The sequence below is a fragment of the Fulvitalea axinellae genome, from assembly GCF_036492835.1.
Classification (GTDB): Bacteria; Bacteroidota; Bacteroidia; order Cytophagales; family Cyclobacteriaceae; genus Fulvitalea; species Fulvitalea axinellae.
The window spans coordinates 2,911,129-2,928,372 of record NZ_AP025314.1 but is presented as its reverse complement, the minus strand read 5'-3'; the positions used below and the strand labels follow the sequence as shown (position 1 = coordinate 2,928,372).

General features: G+C 47.8%; 10 protein-coding genes. 7 read left to right on the top strand and 3 right to left on the bottom strand.

The window, feature by feature from the left end; all coding sequences use genetic code 11:
• The 3 genes from AABK39_RS11050 to AABK39_RS11040 all read left to right on the top strand — a co-directional run bounded on the left by AABK39_RS11050 (position 1) and on the right by AABK39_RS11040 (position 4,118).
• The gene (locus tag AABK39_RS11050) at positions 1-1,560 is read left to right on the top strand and encodes an MmgE/PrpD family protein (RefSeq protein ID WP_338391409.1); all 1,560 of its coding nucleotides are present in this window, start codon (positions 1-3) and stop codon (positions 1,558-1,560) included.
• Entirely contained in the window at positions 1,502-2,395 is an 894-nt protein-coding gene (gene prpB / locus AABK39_RS11045; protein ID WP_338391408.1) for a methylisocitrate lyase, read from the top strand. Before AABK39_RS11050 ends, prpB begins: the two co-directional genes overlap by 59 nt.
• Positions 2,396-2,969: 574 nt before the next feature.
• The gene (locus tag AABK39_RS11040) at positions 2,970-4,118 is read left to right on the top strand and encodes a bifunctional 2-methylcitrate synthase/citrate synthase (RefSeq protein ID WP_338391407.1); all 1,149 of its coding nucleotides are present in this window, start codon (positions 2,970-2,972) and stop codon (positions 4,116-4,118) included.
• 116 nt (positions 4,119-4,234) lie between these two features.
• Here the strand turns inward: AABK39_RS11040 and AABK39_RS11035 are convergent, their stop codons facing one another.
• Entirely contained in the window at positions 4,235-6,577 is a 2,343-nt protein-coding gene (locus tag AABK39_RS11035) for a GAF domain-containing protein (protein WP_338391406.1), read from the bottom strand.
• 474 nt (positions 6,578-7,051) lie between these two features.
• Between AABK39_RS11035 and holA the strand changes: the two genes are divergently transcribed.
• Genes holA through AABK39_RS11020 form a run of 3 tightly spaced genes read left to right on the top strand, consistent with a single transcriptional unit; the run spans position 7,052 to position 12,973 of the window.
• On the top strand, positions 7,052-8,077 hold the full coding sequence (holA, locus tag AABK39_RS11030; RefSeq protein WP_338391405.1) for a DNA polymerase III subunit delta: 1,026 nt from the start codon (positions 7,052-7,054) through the stop codon (positions 8,075-8,077).
• 44 nt (positions 8,078-8,121) lie between these two features.
• A complete protein-coding gene (locus AABK39_RS11025; RefSeq protein WP_338391404.1) occupies positions 8,122-11,265 on the top strand; it encodes a tetratricopeptide repeat protein in 3,144 nt (1,047 codons plus the stop codon).
• 43 nt (positions 11,266-11,308) lie between these two features.
• Complete coding sequence (locus tag AABK39_RS11020; protein ID WP_338391403.1) at positions 11,309-12,973, top strand: TonB-dependent receptor; 1,665 nt, start codon at positions 11,309-11,311, stop codon at positions 12,971-12,973.
• A 77-nt stretch (positions 12,974-13,050) separates the two neighbouring features.
• On the opposite strand, the gene AABK39_RS11015 is transcribed toward AABK39_RS11020, so the two are convergent.
• Positions 13,051-14,937 carry an amidophosphoribosyltransferase gene (locus tag AABK39_RS11015; RefSeq protein ID WP_338394683.1) on the bottom strand — a complete coding sequence of 629 codons (1,887 nt, stop codon included), beginning with the start codon at positions 14,935-14,937 and terminating at the stop codon, positions 13,051-13,053.
• Positions 14,938-15,165: 228 nt separating this feature from the next.
• Positions 15,166-15,681, bottom strand: a complete 516-nt coding sequence (locus tag AABK39_RS11010) for a peroxiredoxin family protein (protein WP_338391402.1) — start codon at positions 15,679-15,681, stop codon at positions 15,166-15,168.
• A gap of 229 nt (positions 15,682-15,910) precedes the next feature.
• Between AABK39_RS11010 and AABK39_RS11005 the strand changes: the two genes are divergently transcribed.
• Positions 15,911-17,179, top strand: a complete 1,269-nt coding sequence (locus AABK39_RS11005) for a mechanosensitive ion channel family protein (protein ID WP_338391401.1) — start codon at positions 15,911-15,913, stop codon at positions 17,177-17,179.
• Positions 17,180-17,244: the final 65 nt, after the last annotated feature.

The window sequence follows — 17,244 nt, the reverse complement described above, 5'->3', positions numbered from 1 at the left end:
ATGAAGAAACATATTGTAAAGACGTATCCGTCCAAAGCCAATTTGGCAAAGGAGGAGCAGTTGGCTTGGAAGCTGGCCAGAATGGCCACGGATGATGTTGAAATCAGTGACGAAGTGGTGGATATGGTCATCAACCGGATCATCGACAACGCTTCGGTGGCGGTAGCCTCACTTAACCGTACTCCGATCGTAAACGCTCGGGCCCAAGCCTTGGCGCATGCCAAGCCGGGTGGCGCTACGGTTTTCGGTCATGATACCGACAAGCCTGTGCATGCCGAGTGGGCCGCTTGGGCAAACTGCGTGGCGGTGAGGGAGTTGGACTACCACGATACTTTCTTGGCAGCCGACTATTCGCATCCGGGCGACAATATTCCGCCGGTATTGGCTGTGGCCCAACAAACTAACCGTGACGGAAAAGCTCTTTTGAAAGGCATTGTGGCGGCTTACGAAGCACACGTTGATTTGGTGAAAGGTATTTGCTTGCACGAGCATAAGATTGACCACGTTGGGCACCTTTGCCCGGCTCAGGCTATCGGGGTCGCTACGTTGTTAGGACTTGATACCGAGACGGTTTATCAGGCTATTCAGCAGGCTTTGCATGTGTCTATCAGTACGCGTCAGTCGCGTAAGGGCGAGATTTCTAGCTGGAAAGCGTATGTGCCTGGTCATGGCGCCAAACTGGCCATCGAGGCGGTCGACCGCGCGATGAGGGGAGAGAAGAGCCCGTCGCCTATATACGAGGGAGAGGATTCCGTTATCGCTTGGATTCTTAGTGGTCCGGAGGCAGAGTATACCGTGCCGTTGCCTGAACAAGGCGAGGAGAAGCGCGCCATCTTGGAGACTTATACCAAGGAGCACTCTGCTGAGTACCAGTCGCAGGCTTTGATCGACTTGGCTTTCCGTATGCGCGAGCAAGTGAAGGATTTCAGCCAGATCGAGTCTATTTTGATCGAGACTAGCCACCATACGCATTACGTGATCGGAACGGGCTCTAACGACCCGCAGAAGTTCGATCCGTACGCTACTCGCGAGACTCTTGATCATTCGATCATGTATATATTTGCCGTTGCTCTTGAAGATGGGTTCTGGCATCATGAGAAGAGCTACACTCCGGAGCGTGCCCAGCGTGCGGAGACTGTTGATTTGTGGAAGAAGATCTCAACGGTGGAAAAACCGAAGTGGACCGAGCTTTACCACGACAAAGATCCTGACAAGAAAGCCTTTGGCGGACGCGTAATCATCACGTTGAAAGACGGTTTCGTAATCGCCGATGAGCTTGAGCGCGCGAATGCCCACCCGGCCGGTGCCCGTCCGTTCGTAAGGGAAAACTATATTCAGAAGTTCGACACCCTAACCGAAGGAATCATCACCAAAGAGGAGCGCGATCGCTTTATCAACTTGGTTGAGCGCCTTCCGGAACTCACCGCCGACGAGGTAAAACAACTCAACGTTAAGGTGGCCCCAGCTTACTTGAAGTCAAACGAACGTAAAGGTATTTTCGATGATAATCAGTCCGGTATCTCCACAGGAAAAGAGAAAGAACTTACGGCAGGCGCTTAATAGCGGGAAGCTGTTGCAATTTCCGGGCGCATACAGCCCAATGGTGGCCATGGTGATCGAACAGCAAGGCTTTGAGGGCGTGTACGTTTCCGGTGCCGTAATGTCAAACGATTTGGGCTTGCCCGATATCGGTATGACTACGCTTACGGAAGTGGGGCAGAGAGCTTCGCAGATTGCGCGTGTCACTTCGTTGCCCGCCATTATGGATGCCGATACGGGTTTTGGTGAGACAATGAGCGTTGCGCGTACTATCAAGGAGTTGGAGTATTTGGGCATAGCGGGTTGTCACCTGGAAGACCAGATAAACCCTAAGCGTTGCGGTCACTTGGATAACAAACAGCTTGTGGATCGGGACGTGATGTGCCAAAAAGTACGAGCCGCATCCGATGCCAAGACTGACGAGAATTTCCTGCTTATAGCCCGTACCGACGCCCGCGGGGTGGAAGGTTTGGACAAGGCTATCGACAGGGCGAAGGCTTATGTTGACGCCGGAGCGGATATGATCTTTCCGGAGGCGATGAAAGACGAGCGGGAGTTTGAGGCGTTCCGCGAGGCTTTGGACGTGCCTTTGTTGGCCAATATGACCGAGTTCGGCAAGTCCAGGTTGTTTACTACTACTGAGTTGGAAAATCTTGGGTATAACTTGGTTATCTATCCGGTAACTACCCAGCGTTTGGCCATGAAAGCCGTGGAAGACGGACTTTCGACCATCCGTAAGGAAGGGACGCAGGAAAGCCTGCTGGATAATATGCAGACCCGTAAGAGACTGTATGAAGTTCTTGATTATGAGAACTATAATGAGTACGACCAATCGCTTTACAATTTTACTTTGTAAAGAATTGATCTGATTTTCCCGGAGCGGAATTCATAGGCTTCCTTAGCTCCCTAAGTACATCTGGGAAATTAGTTTACTCGTTGAAAGAGTGGTGCGAGGAGGCAATTTATTGAACTGTAGGTTTCGTAAACCATACTCGAACAGACTCTTTACGCTCTTCTTTGTACTAAAATAATGTCATAAGACTCCCTTGAAAAACGTAAAGGGGGCGTTGACAAATCTTGGCCTTGGCCTCTTTACTTTTTCTTTCTGTTTCAGAATTGCAAGCGCCCCGTTTCCCTTACCGGGAAGCGGGGAGGCTTTATTGGAATGCATGTTAATGGGCGATATTCTCTCGCCTGACTTTTGAAAAGAATTAATGAGTGGCTCATGGTGTCGGGTTTCGCTTTGCCGGACAGTTCCGGTTTCCGACGCTATATAGTCTACTAAAAAATATCTCGGACTACTTTCGCCCGCAACCGATGTGTTGTCATAAGCTGGCGATCCTTTTTTACAGCGCGTACGGATCGGCGGTAAGGGGGAGAGGTCCGGAGTTTTGCAAACAATCAAACCAAACCACAAAACTGACATTGACATGAGCGACACGATTAGAGCTCCCAAAGGCCTCGCTGGCGTAATCGCCGACGATACCAGAATTTCCAAAGTGAATCCGGCTACAAATTCACTTATATATAGAGGTTATGCGGTACAGGACCTTTGCGAGCACTGTGCTTTCGAAGAAGTGGCTTACCTCCTGACCAAAGGTAGCCTGCCGACCGCCGAACAGCTAGCGGAATTTACAGCAAAAGAGAAATCTTACAGAAACCTGTCGGATAACCTGTTGGCCGTAATCCAGCTTTTGCCGAAAGGCGCCCACCCGATGGACGCCGTTCGTACGGCGGTAAGCGTATTGGGCATGGAAGACGACAGAACTTGGGACAGCTCGCCTGAAACCAACGACGATAAGTTCCTCCGTATGCTGGCAGCTATTCCTTCGGCTGTGGCCGCGTATTATCGCCATGTGTCCGGACAAGAGTATATTGCGCCAGCGGAAGACTTGGGCTTTAGCGCGAACTTTTTCCATATGTGTTTCGGCGAGGTGCCGTCAGAGGAAGTCGTAAAGGCTTTTGACGCTTCGATGATCCTTTATGCCGAGCATAGCTTCAACGCTTCCACTTTCACGGGACGTGTGATCACTTCTACCACTTCCGATATCTATAGCTCAATTGTGGGCGCTATCGGGGCCTTGAAAGGACCGTTGCATGGAGGCGCTAACGAGCAGGTGATGCATATGCTGAAGGAAGTGGGCGAGAAGGCGAAAGCCAAAGGATGGCTCTTGGACGCTTTGGCCTCTAAGCGCAAGATTATGGGCTTTGGTCACAGGGTGTACCGCAATGGCGATTCACGTGTGCCGACTATGCGTTCTTATATGCATAAAGTGGCCGACGCTACGAACAACAGAAAATGGGTGGAGATCTCGGATGCTTTGGAGGAGACGATGATCGCCGAGAAGGGCATTCACCCGAACCTCGATTTTCCTGCGGGGCCCGCGTATTATATGATGGGCTTCGAGATCGAGATGTTTACACCGATTTTTGTAATGAGCCGGATTACGGGCTGGTCAGCTCATGTAATGGAGCAGGCTAGCGCCAATAAGTTGATTCGCCCGCTTAGCGAATATGTAGGTCCGGACCAGCGCAAGGTTACTCCAATTGGCGAAAGGGTTTGTGACGTCGCTGAATAAGAGAAGTATTCTATAGGTTAAATCTGGAGCGTGGTTTTGCTCTGGTATTTTTTGGGTTTATTAAAGCCGAGAGTCTTTTTCGTTCGGAATTAGACATCTCGGCTTTATCTTATTCTTTACTGATCGTTGCTGGCTACTGTAGCGGTATCCATATTGTAGAAAATCGGCTCAAGACGCTGACAGTAATATTCTTTGTTGTCTGTGACATCATTGGAGAGTACAGCTGCCCCGATTACTTCGTTTTGATCATCAAATATCGGAGAGACGTTGTAATATCGGAAAGATGTCAATCCTTTGGATTGGAGTTCTAGCAGAAGCTCTGTCTCTTTGCCTGCCAATGCCGCCTTGTAACGGGGCATCCAGTCGGCTTTGTCTTTTTCGTCCAAAAGGTCAAGTATGCATACGCCAACGTCCATAACATCGTATACAGTGCCGACGTAACGGCTCTTAAGAGCTTTGTTGATAGTCAAAATCTTGAAGTTTTGGTCGAAAGCGAGAATGTTGACCTTTAGGCTGTCCACGATCCCTTGCAGATTTTGACGCTGTAGCCTTAGTTCCCACTGAGCCCTTTCCATATGTTCTTGGGTGACGGCCAATTCCTCCATGCTTTGACGCATTTCCTCTTCTTGGGTTTTTAGTTCTTCGGCTTGTTGTTGCGATTGCCTGAGGAGCGTTAGCGTGTCTTCGCTTGTTTGGATTTTTCGGAAAGCGAGAGCGAGGGAATCGGAGACTTTGGTCAGGAACGATTTTTCTTTTTCACCAAAAACGGTAAACGAGGCGATTTCGATTACCCCGTACACTTCGTCATGAGCCATAAGGGGGTAAATACAGATACACGACGGAGTGGCTTCGCCCAAACCTGAAGTAATGCTTGTGTAGCCATCTGGAATGTCGGTGAGGAAAATAGGGTCTTTTTCCAGTGCGCATTGACCTATCAATGTGTCGCCTACTTCAATTCTGTTTTCCCTTACACGTTCATGGTCGTAAGCGTAAGTGCCTTCTAGTTCAAGGTATTCGTCATCTCCTTCGTTGCGGATTAAAAAGATCGATCCTTGGTTTGCTTTCAGGCGTCTTACCAGAGCCGATATTATCGTTACGCTGAAGCCGTTTGTGTCGGCGTCATTGTCTTTCAGGAGGTTGGCAAACATGGCCAGACCGTCCGAAATCCATTTTTCGTCATCTTCTTTTAACTTGCTGATTAGCAGGTTGTCACGCATCCGGATAAGCTCTTGGCCCAACACATCCCCGTCAGATTCCAGCTTGAGGTTTTCGTGGAGGTTGCCTTTGCCGATTTCGGCGGCGAAAGCCTGTTTTTTCTTTAGTCCTTTGATCACCTTGTTGAGTGACCGTCCAATGTCGTAAATTTCGTCTTGGTCTTTCTTGTTACTGTCGTTTTTGAAGCTTTTGATTTCGCCTTTGGCCATTCGTTTAAGGTGTTCCGTTAGGATCTGTAGTGGTTTAGCTACCTTTGTGACGGCAATCCTGGCGATAAGCGACAAGCCCAAGTAACCTGCTGTCAGAAATAAGAAAATGCTGAGAAAAACCTCTGAGGCCGCTTCCCAATGGCGTTTTAGAGAATACGTGACGCCAAGCATCCAATACTCGTCCGATTTGCCAAGTTTTACGGGAGTTAGGCAGATAATGCGGTCTTGGTCTTCTGGCTCGAATGTAAAGGCGCCATGGCCGGAATCCATGACTTTTCGGAGTTCCGCATTACGGCCTTCGTATTGGCCGAGTAGGTTTGATTTATCGGTGTTTTTGTTTGAAGCAAAAAGGGTTTTTCCGTCGCTGTTGGTGAGGAGCACCTCATAATCTTCGGTTGAGTTTGCTTTAACGATCTGGGATATCGAAGCGAGACTGAAAACGTACTTCAACATTCCTTTAAATTGCCCAAACTCATTAAGGATAGGAACGCAAGCAGACGCGTTTGGGTAAGAATTTTTAACCTTTAAGGGAGGGAGTAATTTTTCTTTCCCTCCTTTCGATATATCTAGAAAGGCGGTTCTATGAGCCCTGCTGGTTTGGGCTGGGTTCCTTTTTTGAAAAGCTGTTGTCCCGTTCCCGTTTTTAGCGTAAGTGTGGAGTTCTCGTTTGGTTTGTTCGTCCTTTGTTTCCGGAACAGGCAGCCGATCTATCCAGATGGATTGGGCAAAGTCCGAATTGGTTAGGAAGCCGGAAAATGCCTTGAGTTGAAACCGCTCTAATTCAGAGTGAGTGAGTGAGTCTAAGTCGCCGAGCTGGGAAGCGAGAGTTCTTGCGGTTTGCATTTCGCTTTCTAGACCCGCGTGTATTTTGGCTGCGATAGTTTCTGCGGATTTTACCGCAAGCTGTCTTGATATCTCTCCGCCCTTCTCCTTTAATTCCCTCGATACTAGCCACGCTGTAGCGCTAAGCAGTATGATAGAAGGAATAATGACGGCGAGGGAGATCTTGTTTACGATTCCTATCCGTGTTTTCATACTTGTTTGGTGTGTGATTGTTCGTTATAGGGTTGTGAGTGTATTCTCGAGAGAAATCCATTGAGTTTGAAAGGATAATATTTATAATTGATGGTTATATAAATATATTAAAAAAACTATTACAGCCAAATTTTGAGATTATGGTAATTTGATAATGTGTATGTGTTTTAGTTATATTATTGATAATCGCATATGTTGTGCTTTTAATTAGGTGCTATCCGTAATTGTTTTGTAATATTATTATTGTTGGTATTGTGAATTTTGATGAAACAGCTTTATAGTGTTCGTTTATTATTTGTAGATGTATAGTTGTGTTTTTTGTAGTGTACTCAAAAATGACAGCTTATGTGTGACTTAGTTGTTATTAAAACCTAGCTTTTCTTGGGCCTGCTTTCTCTTGTAGTGGGGGAATTATATATTTGTGTGCGGGAGTTTTCCCGTTTTGAGTTTTCACTATAGAGCGAGCGGATTTTTATGTCGGTTACGGCGGAAAGCATCATCAAAGACATGAGGGCGGGCAGGTATGCGCCGGTTTACCTGTTGCAGGGCGAGGAAACTTTCTTTATCGATCAGGTGGGGGCGTTTGTGGAGCGCAACGCTTTGCCGGAAGAGCAGAGGGGATTTAACCAAACGGTGTTTTACGGAAAGGATTCAGACCTCAAGAAGGTGGTGTCCGCGGCGCGGAGATTCCCGATGATGGCCGAACGGCAAGTGGTTGTGGTGAAGGAAGCCCAAGACTTGCTGGACTGGAAGCAGGAAGCCTCGCAAAAGCTGTTGCTTTCTTATCTTGAAAATCCGGTACCTACCACTATTCTGGTGTTTTGCCACAAGCGCAAAAACTTGGCGAAGAACACCAAGCTTTATAAGGCTTTTGACAAAGTGGGAGTAGTGTTGTCTACCAAAAAAATGTACGACAGCCAGCTTCCGCAATGGATCAAGAATATGGTCAAATCCAAGGGCGGTGTGATAGACGATATGGCGGCGCAGATGTTGGCCGACTATATCGGAACGGACTTGGAGAGGCTGAGCAACGAGGTGGACAAGATCTTTTTGAATTTTAAGGAAAAGGGAGTTCGCCTTGACGAAGAGATGATCCGCAAGTTTGTCGGCATTAGCAAGGAGTACAATCCTTTCGAACTTCAGAAAGCGATCGCTTTTCGGGACGTGATGAAGGCCAACCGAATCGTAAACTTCTTCGAGGCCAACCCCAAAGACCATCCGATTATTCCGCTGATCAGTTTGCTGTATAATTATTTTGCGAAGTTGTTGTTGTTGCACCATGCTTCTGACAAATCGGACGGGCACCTTAGCCGGACTTTGGGAGTTCCGCCGTTTATATTAAAAGAGTACAGGATGGCCGCGCGCAATTATGATTTGCGCAAGGTGGTGGCCTGTATCAGATATCTCAAAGAGGCCGACTTGGCCTCAAAAGGCGTGGACGCCCCAAGCATAACGCAAGGCCAGATCCTGCGCGAGCTGGTGTTCAAGGTTTTGCATTGAGTTTTTTAACGAGTACCATCGAGTAAGCCAATAAACGTAGTCGTATGATAAGACAAGCATTCCGGATTTTTTTGTTGGGTGTGACGCTCTGGGCGCCGCTGGGCCTGATGGCCCAGACGAAAGTCTATGAGGAGAAGTCCGCCCAGGTGTACGAGTCGGCCATGGAGCTATACGCCAAGGGCAAGTATTCGGCAGCCAGGGAGCGTTTCGACCGCTACGCCGAGAGCGGGGCAAACGAGTTGTTGCGGGTGAATTCCCGTTACTACGGCGCCATGAGCGCAATGTATTTGGGCAATAGCGACGGCGAGGCTCGCGTCCGCGATTTTGTGGAGCGCCACCCGGAGTCGCCTTTGTCGGCCAAAGCATTTTACGAGTTGGCGAACCATCATTACAGCACGGGCAAGTTCAAAAGCGCGGTGTTGTATTTCGAAAAGGTAAACGGATCGTCGCTTGACCGCGAGACCCGAGCCGATTATACGTTCAAAAAAGCCTATTCGTATTTCAACCTTCGCATGTTCCAGAAGGCTTTGCCGCTGTTCAATTCCATCAAAGGAATCGAAAGCGAAAGAAAAGGGGCCGCTTCGTACTATGCCGGTTATATCGAGTATGAGGCCGGTGATTATGACAAGGCGGTAAAAGACCTGAAAGTAGCCGGTGCCGACGACGCTTACAAAAACGTGGTTCCGTACCTGATCGCCAATATTTATTATAAGCAGGGCGATGACAAGAGCTTGCTGACTTACGCCAAGCCAATAGTGGACGGTAAGGGAAAGGTAGGTAACAGATCCGAACTTACGCTTTTGGTGGCCGAGGCCTATTTCCGGGCCAAAGATTATGGCGAAGCCGGAAAGTATTACGGAAAGTATCTGAAAGTCCGCAAAAAGGCTCCGGCCGATATTTACTATCGCGCGGGTTATTCGGCATACCGTTCGGGCGCTTCCGAAGACGCGATTTCCTCGTTTAAGAAAGCCGCGTTGGCCAAGGATTCTTTGGCTTATTACGCCTCGTACTATTTGGGTAGCCTTTATCTGAAAACGGATAATAAAAACTACGCTCTGACGGCCTTCGATAAGGCGCGCAAGGCGGATTTCAATGAAGATATCGCTTCGGAAAGTGATTTCAACTACGGTAAGTTGAACTACGATCTGGAACGCTTTGATCAAGCTATCCGTTCGCTTAACAATTTCGTGAAGAAGTATCCTTCGCACAAATACGTGACCGAAGCCAATGAGTTGATCAGCGACGCTTATCTGAACGGCAACAATTACGAAAACGCCATTAAGCACCTTGAGGGCTTGCCGTACAAATCGCCTAAAGTTCGTGAGACTTTGCAGATTATCACCTTTAAGCGCGGCGTGGAGTTGTTCAACCAAGATGCGGTAGAAAAAGCTATTCCGGTCTTCGAGAAATCGTTGCAATATCCTTACGACAAAGACATCGTGGTGAAGACCAATTACTGGATCGCCGAGGCGCATTCGTTGCGCAAGGCGTTTGCGGAATCGATTCCGTTCTACACCACATCGCTTCGTATGGCCGAGGATCGTGACAATGTCCGCCTCAACGCTATGTACGGATTGGGCTACGCTTATTTTAATACGAAGCAGTACAGCTTGGCTTTGCCGTATTTCAAAAATTACGTTACCGAGTTGGAAAGTCGCCCGAACAAGCTTTTCTACGGTGACGCTCTTATGCGTTTGGCCGATTGCTACTATGTGGACAAGACTTACCAAAGCGCCCTGAACTATTACGATTTGGCCGTAAGCCAAAATAATCCCGATGTGGATTACGCTTATTTCCAAAAAGGAATGATCGAGGGCGTTCGCGGAAATTTCCAGACTTCGCGGGCTCATTTGGCCAAAGTGGTAAGTATGGAACCTCGTTCAAAGCTGCGTGAGGACGCCATCTACCAAATGGCGGCGTTTGATAACGAAAGCGGAGATTACCATCAGTCGATCGAGGATATCAACACCTTGATTAAGTCTTCGCCACACAGCCCTGTTTTGCCTTTGGCGATTGAGCTTAGAGCCAGGAACTATTACAATTTGAAAAAATATCGCGAAGCCGCTGACGATTACGAGCGGATTATCGAGGAATTCCCGAAAGCCAGCGTGGCGAACGACGCTTTGTTGGGCTTGCAGGGAGCTTTGAAATTCTTGGAAAAACAGGACGAGCTTGACAAGTACATCGCCATGTACAAGAAAGCCAACCCGGAGAGCGAAGATCTTCAGTTGGTGGAATTCGAAACGGCGCGTAACCTGTATTTCTCACAGAAATATACGCAAGGCATCACCCGTTTGACGGCTTATTTGATCGATTATCCCGAAAGCGCTTATAAAGTTGACGCCAAGTACTTTTTGGCCGAATGCTACTACCGTGACAAGCAAGACGACAACGCCCGCAAGTGGTTTGACGATGTGGTGGCCGATGGCAACAATATGTACGTAAACCGTTCGCTTAAGAAGATTATCGATATCGAAACCTTGAGATCGAACCATCGCGAAGCGGTTAATTCGGCGAGTTTGCTTTCGTCTTTGGCCCGTACGAAACGTGACCAGTATGACGCCTGGTCGGCGTTGATGAAGTCTTATTATTCTTTGGCCAAATTCGATTCGACCCGCTTCTTCGCCAATCAGGTTTTGGAGAAAGCCAACGTTTCAACCAACGCCACGAACTCGGCCAACCTTTATCTGGGTAAAGCTGCTTACGGCAAGAAGGAATACAACGAGGCGATAGACCAATTCCTGAATACGCTCAACACTGCCAAAGACGTGAACGGCGCCGAGGCCCAGTACCTTTTGGGTAAGATCTTCCATGAGCAGGGCAAATACGAGCAGTCTACCGAAACGCTGATCGACCTGAACAAGAACTTCGGCGTGTACGAATATTGGTTGAGCAAGGCCTTCTTGCTTATCGCCGATAACTATATCGCCCAAGACGAACTTTTCCAGGCCAAAGCCACTTTGGAATCGATTATCGAAGGCTCGCCGGTGGAATCTGTGGTGGAAGAGGCCAAGGATCGATTGGCCCAAACGGAGAAGAAAACGCGGGAGCAAATCCAGAAGCGTGACACCACCCAAGTGTTGATGGTGGATTCTCTTGACGCTCCGGCGGAAGTGGAGACTAACGAGTCCGATTCTGTTGATGTCGGATCTGAAGAGGGGAGCGAGGATGAAAAGCAACAGTTTTGATTCCGGGAAAACCGTTTGATTTTTTTCAAAAGAGAAATTGGTTATGAAATATTCTATAGTCCTAAGCCTTTTCCTGTTGTCTGGTGCTACGGCCATGGCACAGGAGAAAAAAGAGGAGGGCAAGAAGCCCGGGAGCCTGCAGGACGCTCAGTTTGAGATTATCAAAGAGCGGAAAAACAGGGTGGGGGAAGCGGACCGCCGTTATGAGAAGATTCCTCCCCAACCGCAATTGGATCGCGAACATCAGGCACAACAGTTCGATATCAAGGATTACGACTTGGGTTTGCCCTTGTTTAGCCCTACGATTCGGGTGTTGAAAATGAAAAAGGAAAAGCGCCCTTCTTATACTCCGAATTACGTGAAGGCTGGTTTTGGTTCATACGTAAGTCCTTATCTGGAACTTTATTTGGCCAACCCGAAAAGCCGTGACATGAACTGGAATGTCCGGGCTGCGCACGCTTCGTCGCTGAACGGACCGGTTGACAGCAAAAATTCGGGCGCAAGCGAGACCGCTATCGATCTGGGCGGTGAGTTTATCGGCAAAAGAGCCGTGTTGTCTGGGAACCTTTTTTACAACAGGCGCGGCGTTCATTTCTACGGTTATGACAGCGATATCGATCCTACTCCGGACGCTTCGGATATCGCCCAAAACTGGAACACCTTCGGGGCTAACATAGGCTTCCGCAATGTGGATCGTGACCTGATGCAACTAGATCTCGGAACGGATTTCTATTATATGAAAGGAAAGTCCGGTATTTCCGAAATCGGCTGGACAATCGGAGGCGAAAGCGAGTTCGATTTAGGCGGAGACTGGGCTTTGGGCTTGGATGGAGATGTGATTATCTCTAGCCTAGACAAACCGGTGGAGAAAGAATCAAGGTCTTACGTTTCGGTGCGTCCTACAATAAAGTTTAGGCCGAACGTGTTTTTGATTGAAGCCGGAGTTTCGATTAACTACCAGAGCGATACTGTCGAGAATTTAGCGAGCGCTGTTATCGCTCCTTTGCTGAAGGCCACTTACGAGTTTGACGGAGCGGGTAAAATCAGTGCCGGTATCCGTGGCGGAGTCGATTACAACAGCTACCAAAGCTTTGTGGAGGAGAACCCGTTCTTGGCTGACACTATCGCTATCTTCAATACGGCGAAGGATTATGAGTTGTTTTTGGAAGGTGATTACGCTTTGTTGGGATCGTTGGGAATTACAGGCGGGTTCAGCTACGCCCGTTATACTAATATGCCATTCTTTGTGAATGACTATGTTCGTGATCCTGCGCAGTTCATTATTATTTATGATGATGAAACTGACGTGACAAAGTTCTTTGCCGATTTGTATTACGACTTTCAGGAAAAATTCCGTTTGACTGCCGGTCTAGAATACAATGGATATAGCGTTTCGGATCAGTTGAAAGAAGCTTGGCACAGACCGACTTTGATTTTCCGTGGAGGATTCGATTATAAAATCACGGAGAAGATCGGGTTTAACACCAAATTCGAAGCTCTTACGGGAATCAAAGCATTGGACGAAAAAGGGGAAGCGATAGATCTTGACGCTATTCTTGATTTGGACGTAAAGGGAACTTATCAGGTGAATAAAAAAATCTCAGCGTTTGTGCTGTTAGATAACCTGCTGTCCAAGGATAACGCATATTATTACAGATATCCGACCCGTGGCCTTATGGTGATGGGCGGAGTTGGAGTTAGCTTCTGACCAACTTTGGATTTAATAGAAAAAGTCCCCGGAGGAATTTTCCTTCGGGGACTTTTTTGTTCCGAAAACTTTTGGGCTTAGTAGGCTCTCAAGTGATCGTTCCCTTCGTAGAAGTTGACGAAAGATTTGTTCACAACCTGGATACCGCCCGGAGTAGGGAAGTCGCCGGTGAAGTACCAATCGCCGGTGTGGTCTGGACATGCTTCGTGTAGCCCTTCCACCGTTTGATAGATTACTCGGACTTCGGCGCCTATAACTTCAGGAGTGACAATTTCCGCGATCTTGTCCGATACTTCCTGATAAGTGAACGGCTCGTAAATGCGCTTAACGTGATTGATCGGTTCGTTGCATTCCACGGCCCTTTTGCAGTCTTCGTATACCGACTTTAGCAAATCGTCCATGCCTCGTTCCTTGATAAGGGCGAGCGCGGCCCTGAAGGCTACAAATTCCCTCATTTTTGACATGTCAATGCCGTAGCAATCCGGGAATCTGATTTGCGGAGCCGAAGAAACGATAATGACTTTCTTGGGCTCAAGGCGGTCAAGCATAGTCAGAATCGACCGTTCCAGAGTCGTTCCTCGTACAATGGAATCGTCGATCACGACTACAGTGTCGGTGTCTTTGTTTATTACCTCGTAAGTGGTGTCGTAGACGTGTGACACCAGCTCGTTGCGGTGCTCGTCGTCGGCGATGAAGGTGCGGAGCTTCGCGTCTTTGATTACAAGTTTCTCCACTCTGGGTTGCAGTGCCAGAAGACCGCGAAGTTCGGAGCCGTTAACGCCTTTGTCCAAAGCGTCGAGACGCTTGGCCGCCATATATTCGTTCAGCCCTTCGAGCATTCCGAGAAAAGAGTTCTCGGCCGTATTTGGAATATAAGAGAATACGGTGTTTTTGAGGTCGTGATTGACTTCGTCGAGAATATTCGGGATCAGGTTTTTGCCCAGTTGCTTGCGCTCGTTGTAAATGTCAGTGTCGGAGCCTCTAGAGAAATAGATACGCTCGAAACTGCAACTTTTTTGTGGCAATTCATCAATATACGGAGCGAGGCGGTAACTTCCGTTCTTCTCGATGATCAGAGCGTTTGCCGGAGGAATTTCCTGAATCTCGTCATAATTGATGCCGAAAGCCGTTTTTATGGCGGGCTTTTCGGAAGCCACAACCACTACCTCGTCATCGGCATAATAGTATGCGGGACGGATTCCGGCCGGATCTCTGGCTACGAATGACGCACCAAAACCAGTCATACCGGCCATAGTGTAACCGCCATCGAAGTCTTTGCAAGCACGTGTCAATACGGTCTGCATGTCCAGCTCATCTTCGATCTTTTGGGTGATCTCCTGATTGGTGAGTTCGCCTCTGTACTTGTCAAAGATGCGTTGGTTTTCGTCATCGAGGAAATGACCGATTTTTTCCATTACGGTTACCGTGTCGATTTTCTCTTTTGGGTGCTGGCCCAGCTCCACAAGTTTGTTGAAAAGCTCCTCAACGTTAGTCATGTTGAAGTTGCCGGCCACCACAAGGTTCCTGCTTCTCCAATTGTTTTGGCGCAACATCGGGTGGCAGTTTTCAAGGCTGTTGCGTCCGTGTGTGCCATAGCGTAAGTGACCGAGCCAAAGTTCCCCGGAGAAAGCGCAGTTGTCTTTCATCCATTGCGCATCGGTGTATTTGTCCGGCGCAATGCTTTTGGCATCGTTGTATTTACTCGAAATATTTTTAAAAATGGATTGAATAGGCTGCTGGTCCACGCTTCGGTAGCGGCTGATGTAGCGACTGCCCGGGTCCATGCCGATCTTGATGTTAGCGACCCCCGCACCGTCTTGGCCACGGTTGTGTTGCTTTTCCATCAGGAGGTACAATTTTCCTACCCCGTAGGCGGGTGTGCCGTACTTGTCGCAGTAATACTGCAACGGTTTGCGAAGGCGGATCATGGCGATGCCGCACTCGTGTTTGATAGGTTCGCTCATTGAGAATTCAAGGAAATGGGTTTTACCCCTTACATGGTTTCGTTGGGCGAATATAATCAAATGAGAGATAGTTTTAGCTTTCTGCTTGCTCAAATTAGCGACATGTTCGCAACATGCTAGACCTTTGTGTACGGTGGTAGGGGATTTGTGGAGGTGTGGTTCGTTTTTAACCCAAAAAAGGCCCCATTCGGAAGAATGGAGCCTTTTTAGCTGTTATTTTGAAGCCGATTATTTCTTTACTTCCGCAAGCGCTTTCTTTACGGCTACCGAAAGGTTGTTTCCTCTGAGGTTATAGCCGAGTACTTCTCCTTTGCTGTTTATAAGGAAGTTTGAGGGGATTGACCTTACGCCGTACTCGGCGGCGGGAGCGCTATCCCATCCTTTAAGATCCGATACATGGTATTTCCAAGCCAGCTTGTCCTTCTCGATGGCTTTTTTCCAACGGTCGGCGCGTGAATCGAGTGATACGCTAAAGACTGTGAATCCTTTATCCTTGAACTCGTCGTAAGTCTTGACTACGTAAGGGTTCTCATGACGGCAAGGTCCGCACCACGAAGCCCAAAAGTCGATAAGAACAAGCTTATGCTCTTTCATTACTTTGTGCAGTTCGTATTCTGTTTCTCCGTCAGTGGAAAGAAGCTTGATATCCGGCACGGTGGTTTGCGCAACCCCTTGCGCCGAGAAAAAAAGCATAACGGCCAAAAATGCCGTGAATGTAGACGCAATCCCTTTTAGCGTTTTCATGATCGTGTGTTGAAGTTTAAGTACGAAGGTGCAATTTGAGGCACATTTGCTTAGTACGCAAGACTTGTGCGGAAGGTTCTCCATGTTTTATAAAAAATGGACAACTGTAGTTATATCCGGCGGTAAATCGGTTAGCGGAATCTGAAAAGCGATCATTTGAATATGAAAAGTGACTGGATGGTGATAACTTAGAGTTAGAAATACATTAAGGGATTTTTATTTGTTTTTTATGACACATTTTGTCCTTTCCCAAATTTCCTTCAGAAAAGAGAGCAAGTTGGAGGAAGATTGGAAGCATTGGATTGCCGAATTGTCTGACGGTGTGAATTGGGAGGATTTGTTGGAGAAGGCGTTTTACCTTTCTCTAGACTTTATCGGGTTGTTTCTGATCTGTTACGTGGTGTTCAAACTCACCGACAAGGTGCTTTTGAGAGGTTTGGACAGGGCTTTCAGAAAAACGAAAAACAAGTTTGATGACTTGCTGATCGACAAAAACGTACTGAAGCCCTTGTCGTATTTTATTCCGATGTTGGTTGTGTGGTGGCTTGCGGGTTATTTTTTCTGGCGTTATCCGTTATTGATACAAGTTATAGAGCGAGTAGCCGCAGTGGCTGCGGTGGCCTCATTGGTGACATTTTTCCAAAGGTTTTTATCTACAGTAGGCGACGCTTTGGATGATGGTGACCATTTTCGGGACAAGCCCGTCCACAGTTACGTTCAGTTGGTGACTATTGTTGGGTACGTGCTCGCGGCTATCGTAATGGTGTCGATTCTGGCCAAAGTGGAGGTGACCAAAATCCTCACGACTTTGAGTGCGCTTACGGCGGTGGTTATTTTGGTGTTTAAGGATACTTTGCTGGGATTTGTCAGCAGTCTGTTGATTTCCGCAAACGATATGATTCGGGTGGGTGACTGGATTACGGTGAAGGACTTCGGAGCCGACGGGACGGTGTTGAAGATTACGTTAAACGTAGTGAAGGTTCAGAATTTTGACAAAACCATATCGATGGTGCCCACTTATGCGTTTATTTCGCATTCGTTTCAGAACTGGCGGGGAATGGAAGATTCGGGTGTGCGCAGAATCAAGCGTTCCCTTAACTTTAATATGAGTAAAGTCCGTTTTGTGGACGCTGATTTTGAAGCCAAGTTAAAAACTTGTTTGGGGCCAAGCATGCCTCATAGTTTTGCCGAAAAGCTTGTCGGGAGTTCAGGAAATACAAATTTGACATTATTTAGGCACTTTACGGAGTGTTACTTAAAGGCGCATCCGGAGATTAGCGGAGCGGCTACGATTATGGTCCGCCAGTTACAGCCAACCGCTGAGGGCTTGCCCTTGGAAGTCTACGCGTTCTCAAAAACGATAGATTGGGTTGAGTACGAACGGATCCAGGCGGATATTTTTGATTTTCTGATAGCAAGCGCAAGTTGCTTTGATTTGGATATATATCAGGGAGTTACAGGTGCGGATCTGTCGAATATTAAAGAGGTGTCGGCCTGATTAGGTTGGATCGATTGAAAAGCAAAAAAGCCGTCTCAATTATTTGGGACGGCTTTTTTGTGAGC

What these genes read in the sequence shown, in the direction of transcription:
- AABK39_RS11050 (WP_338391409.1), top strand. Translation starts at nt 1, where the DNA reads ATGAAGAAACATATTGTAAAGACGTATCCGTCCAAAGCCAATTTGGCA.
- prpB (WP_338391408.1), top strand. Translation starts at nt 1,502, where the DNA reads ATGATAATCAGTCCGGTATCTCCACAGGAAAAGAGAAAGAACTTACGG.
- AABK39_RS11040 (WP_338391407.1), top strand. Translation starts at nt 2,970, where the DNA reads ATGAGCGACACGATTAGAGCTCCCAAAGGCCTCGCTGGCGTAATCGCC.
- AABK39_RS11035 (WP_338391406.1), bottom strand. Translation starts at nt 6,577, where the DNA reads ATGAAAACACGGATAGGAATCGTAAACAAGATCTCCCTCGCCGTCATT.
- holA (WP_338391405.1), top strand. Translation starts at nt 7,052, where the DNA reads ATGTCGGTTACGGCGGAAAGCATCATCAAAGACATGAGGGCGGGCAGG.
- AABK39_RS11025 (WP_338391404.1), top strand. Translation starts at nt 8,122, where the DNA reads ATGATAAGACAAGCATTCCGGATTTTTTTGTTGGGTGTGACGCTCTGG.
- AABK39_RS11020 (WP_338391403.1), top strand. Translation starts at nt 11,309, where the DNA reads ATGAAATATTCTATAGTCCTAAGCCTTTTCCTGTTGTCTGGTGCTACG.
- AABK39_RS11015 (WP_338394683.1), bottom strand. Translation starts at nt 14,937, where the DNA reads ATGAGCGAACCTATCAAACACGAGTGCGGCATCGCCATGATCCGCCTT.
- AABK39_RS11010 (WP_338391402.1), bottom strand. Translation starts at nt 15,681, where the DNA reads ATGAAAACGCTAAAAGGGATTGCGTCTACATTCACGGCATTTTTGGCC.
- AABK39_RS11005 (WP_338391401.1), top strand. Translation starts at nt 15,911, where the DNA reads ATGACACATTTTGTCCTTTCCCAAATTTCCTTCAGAAAAGAGAGCAAG.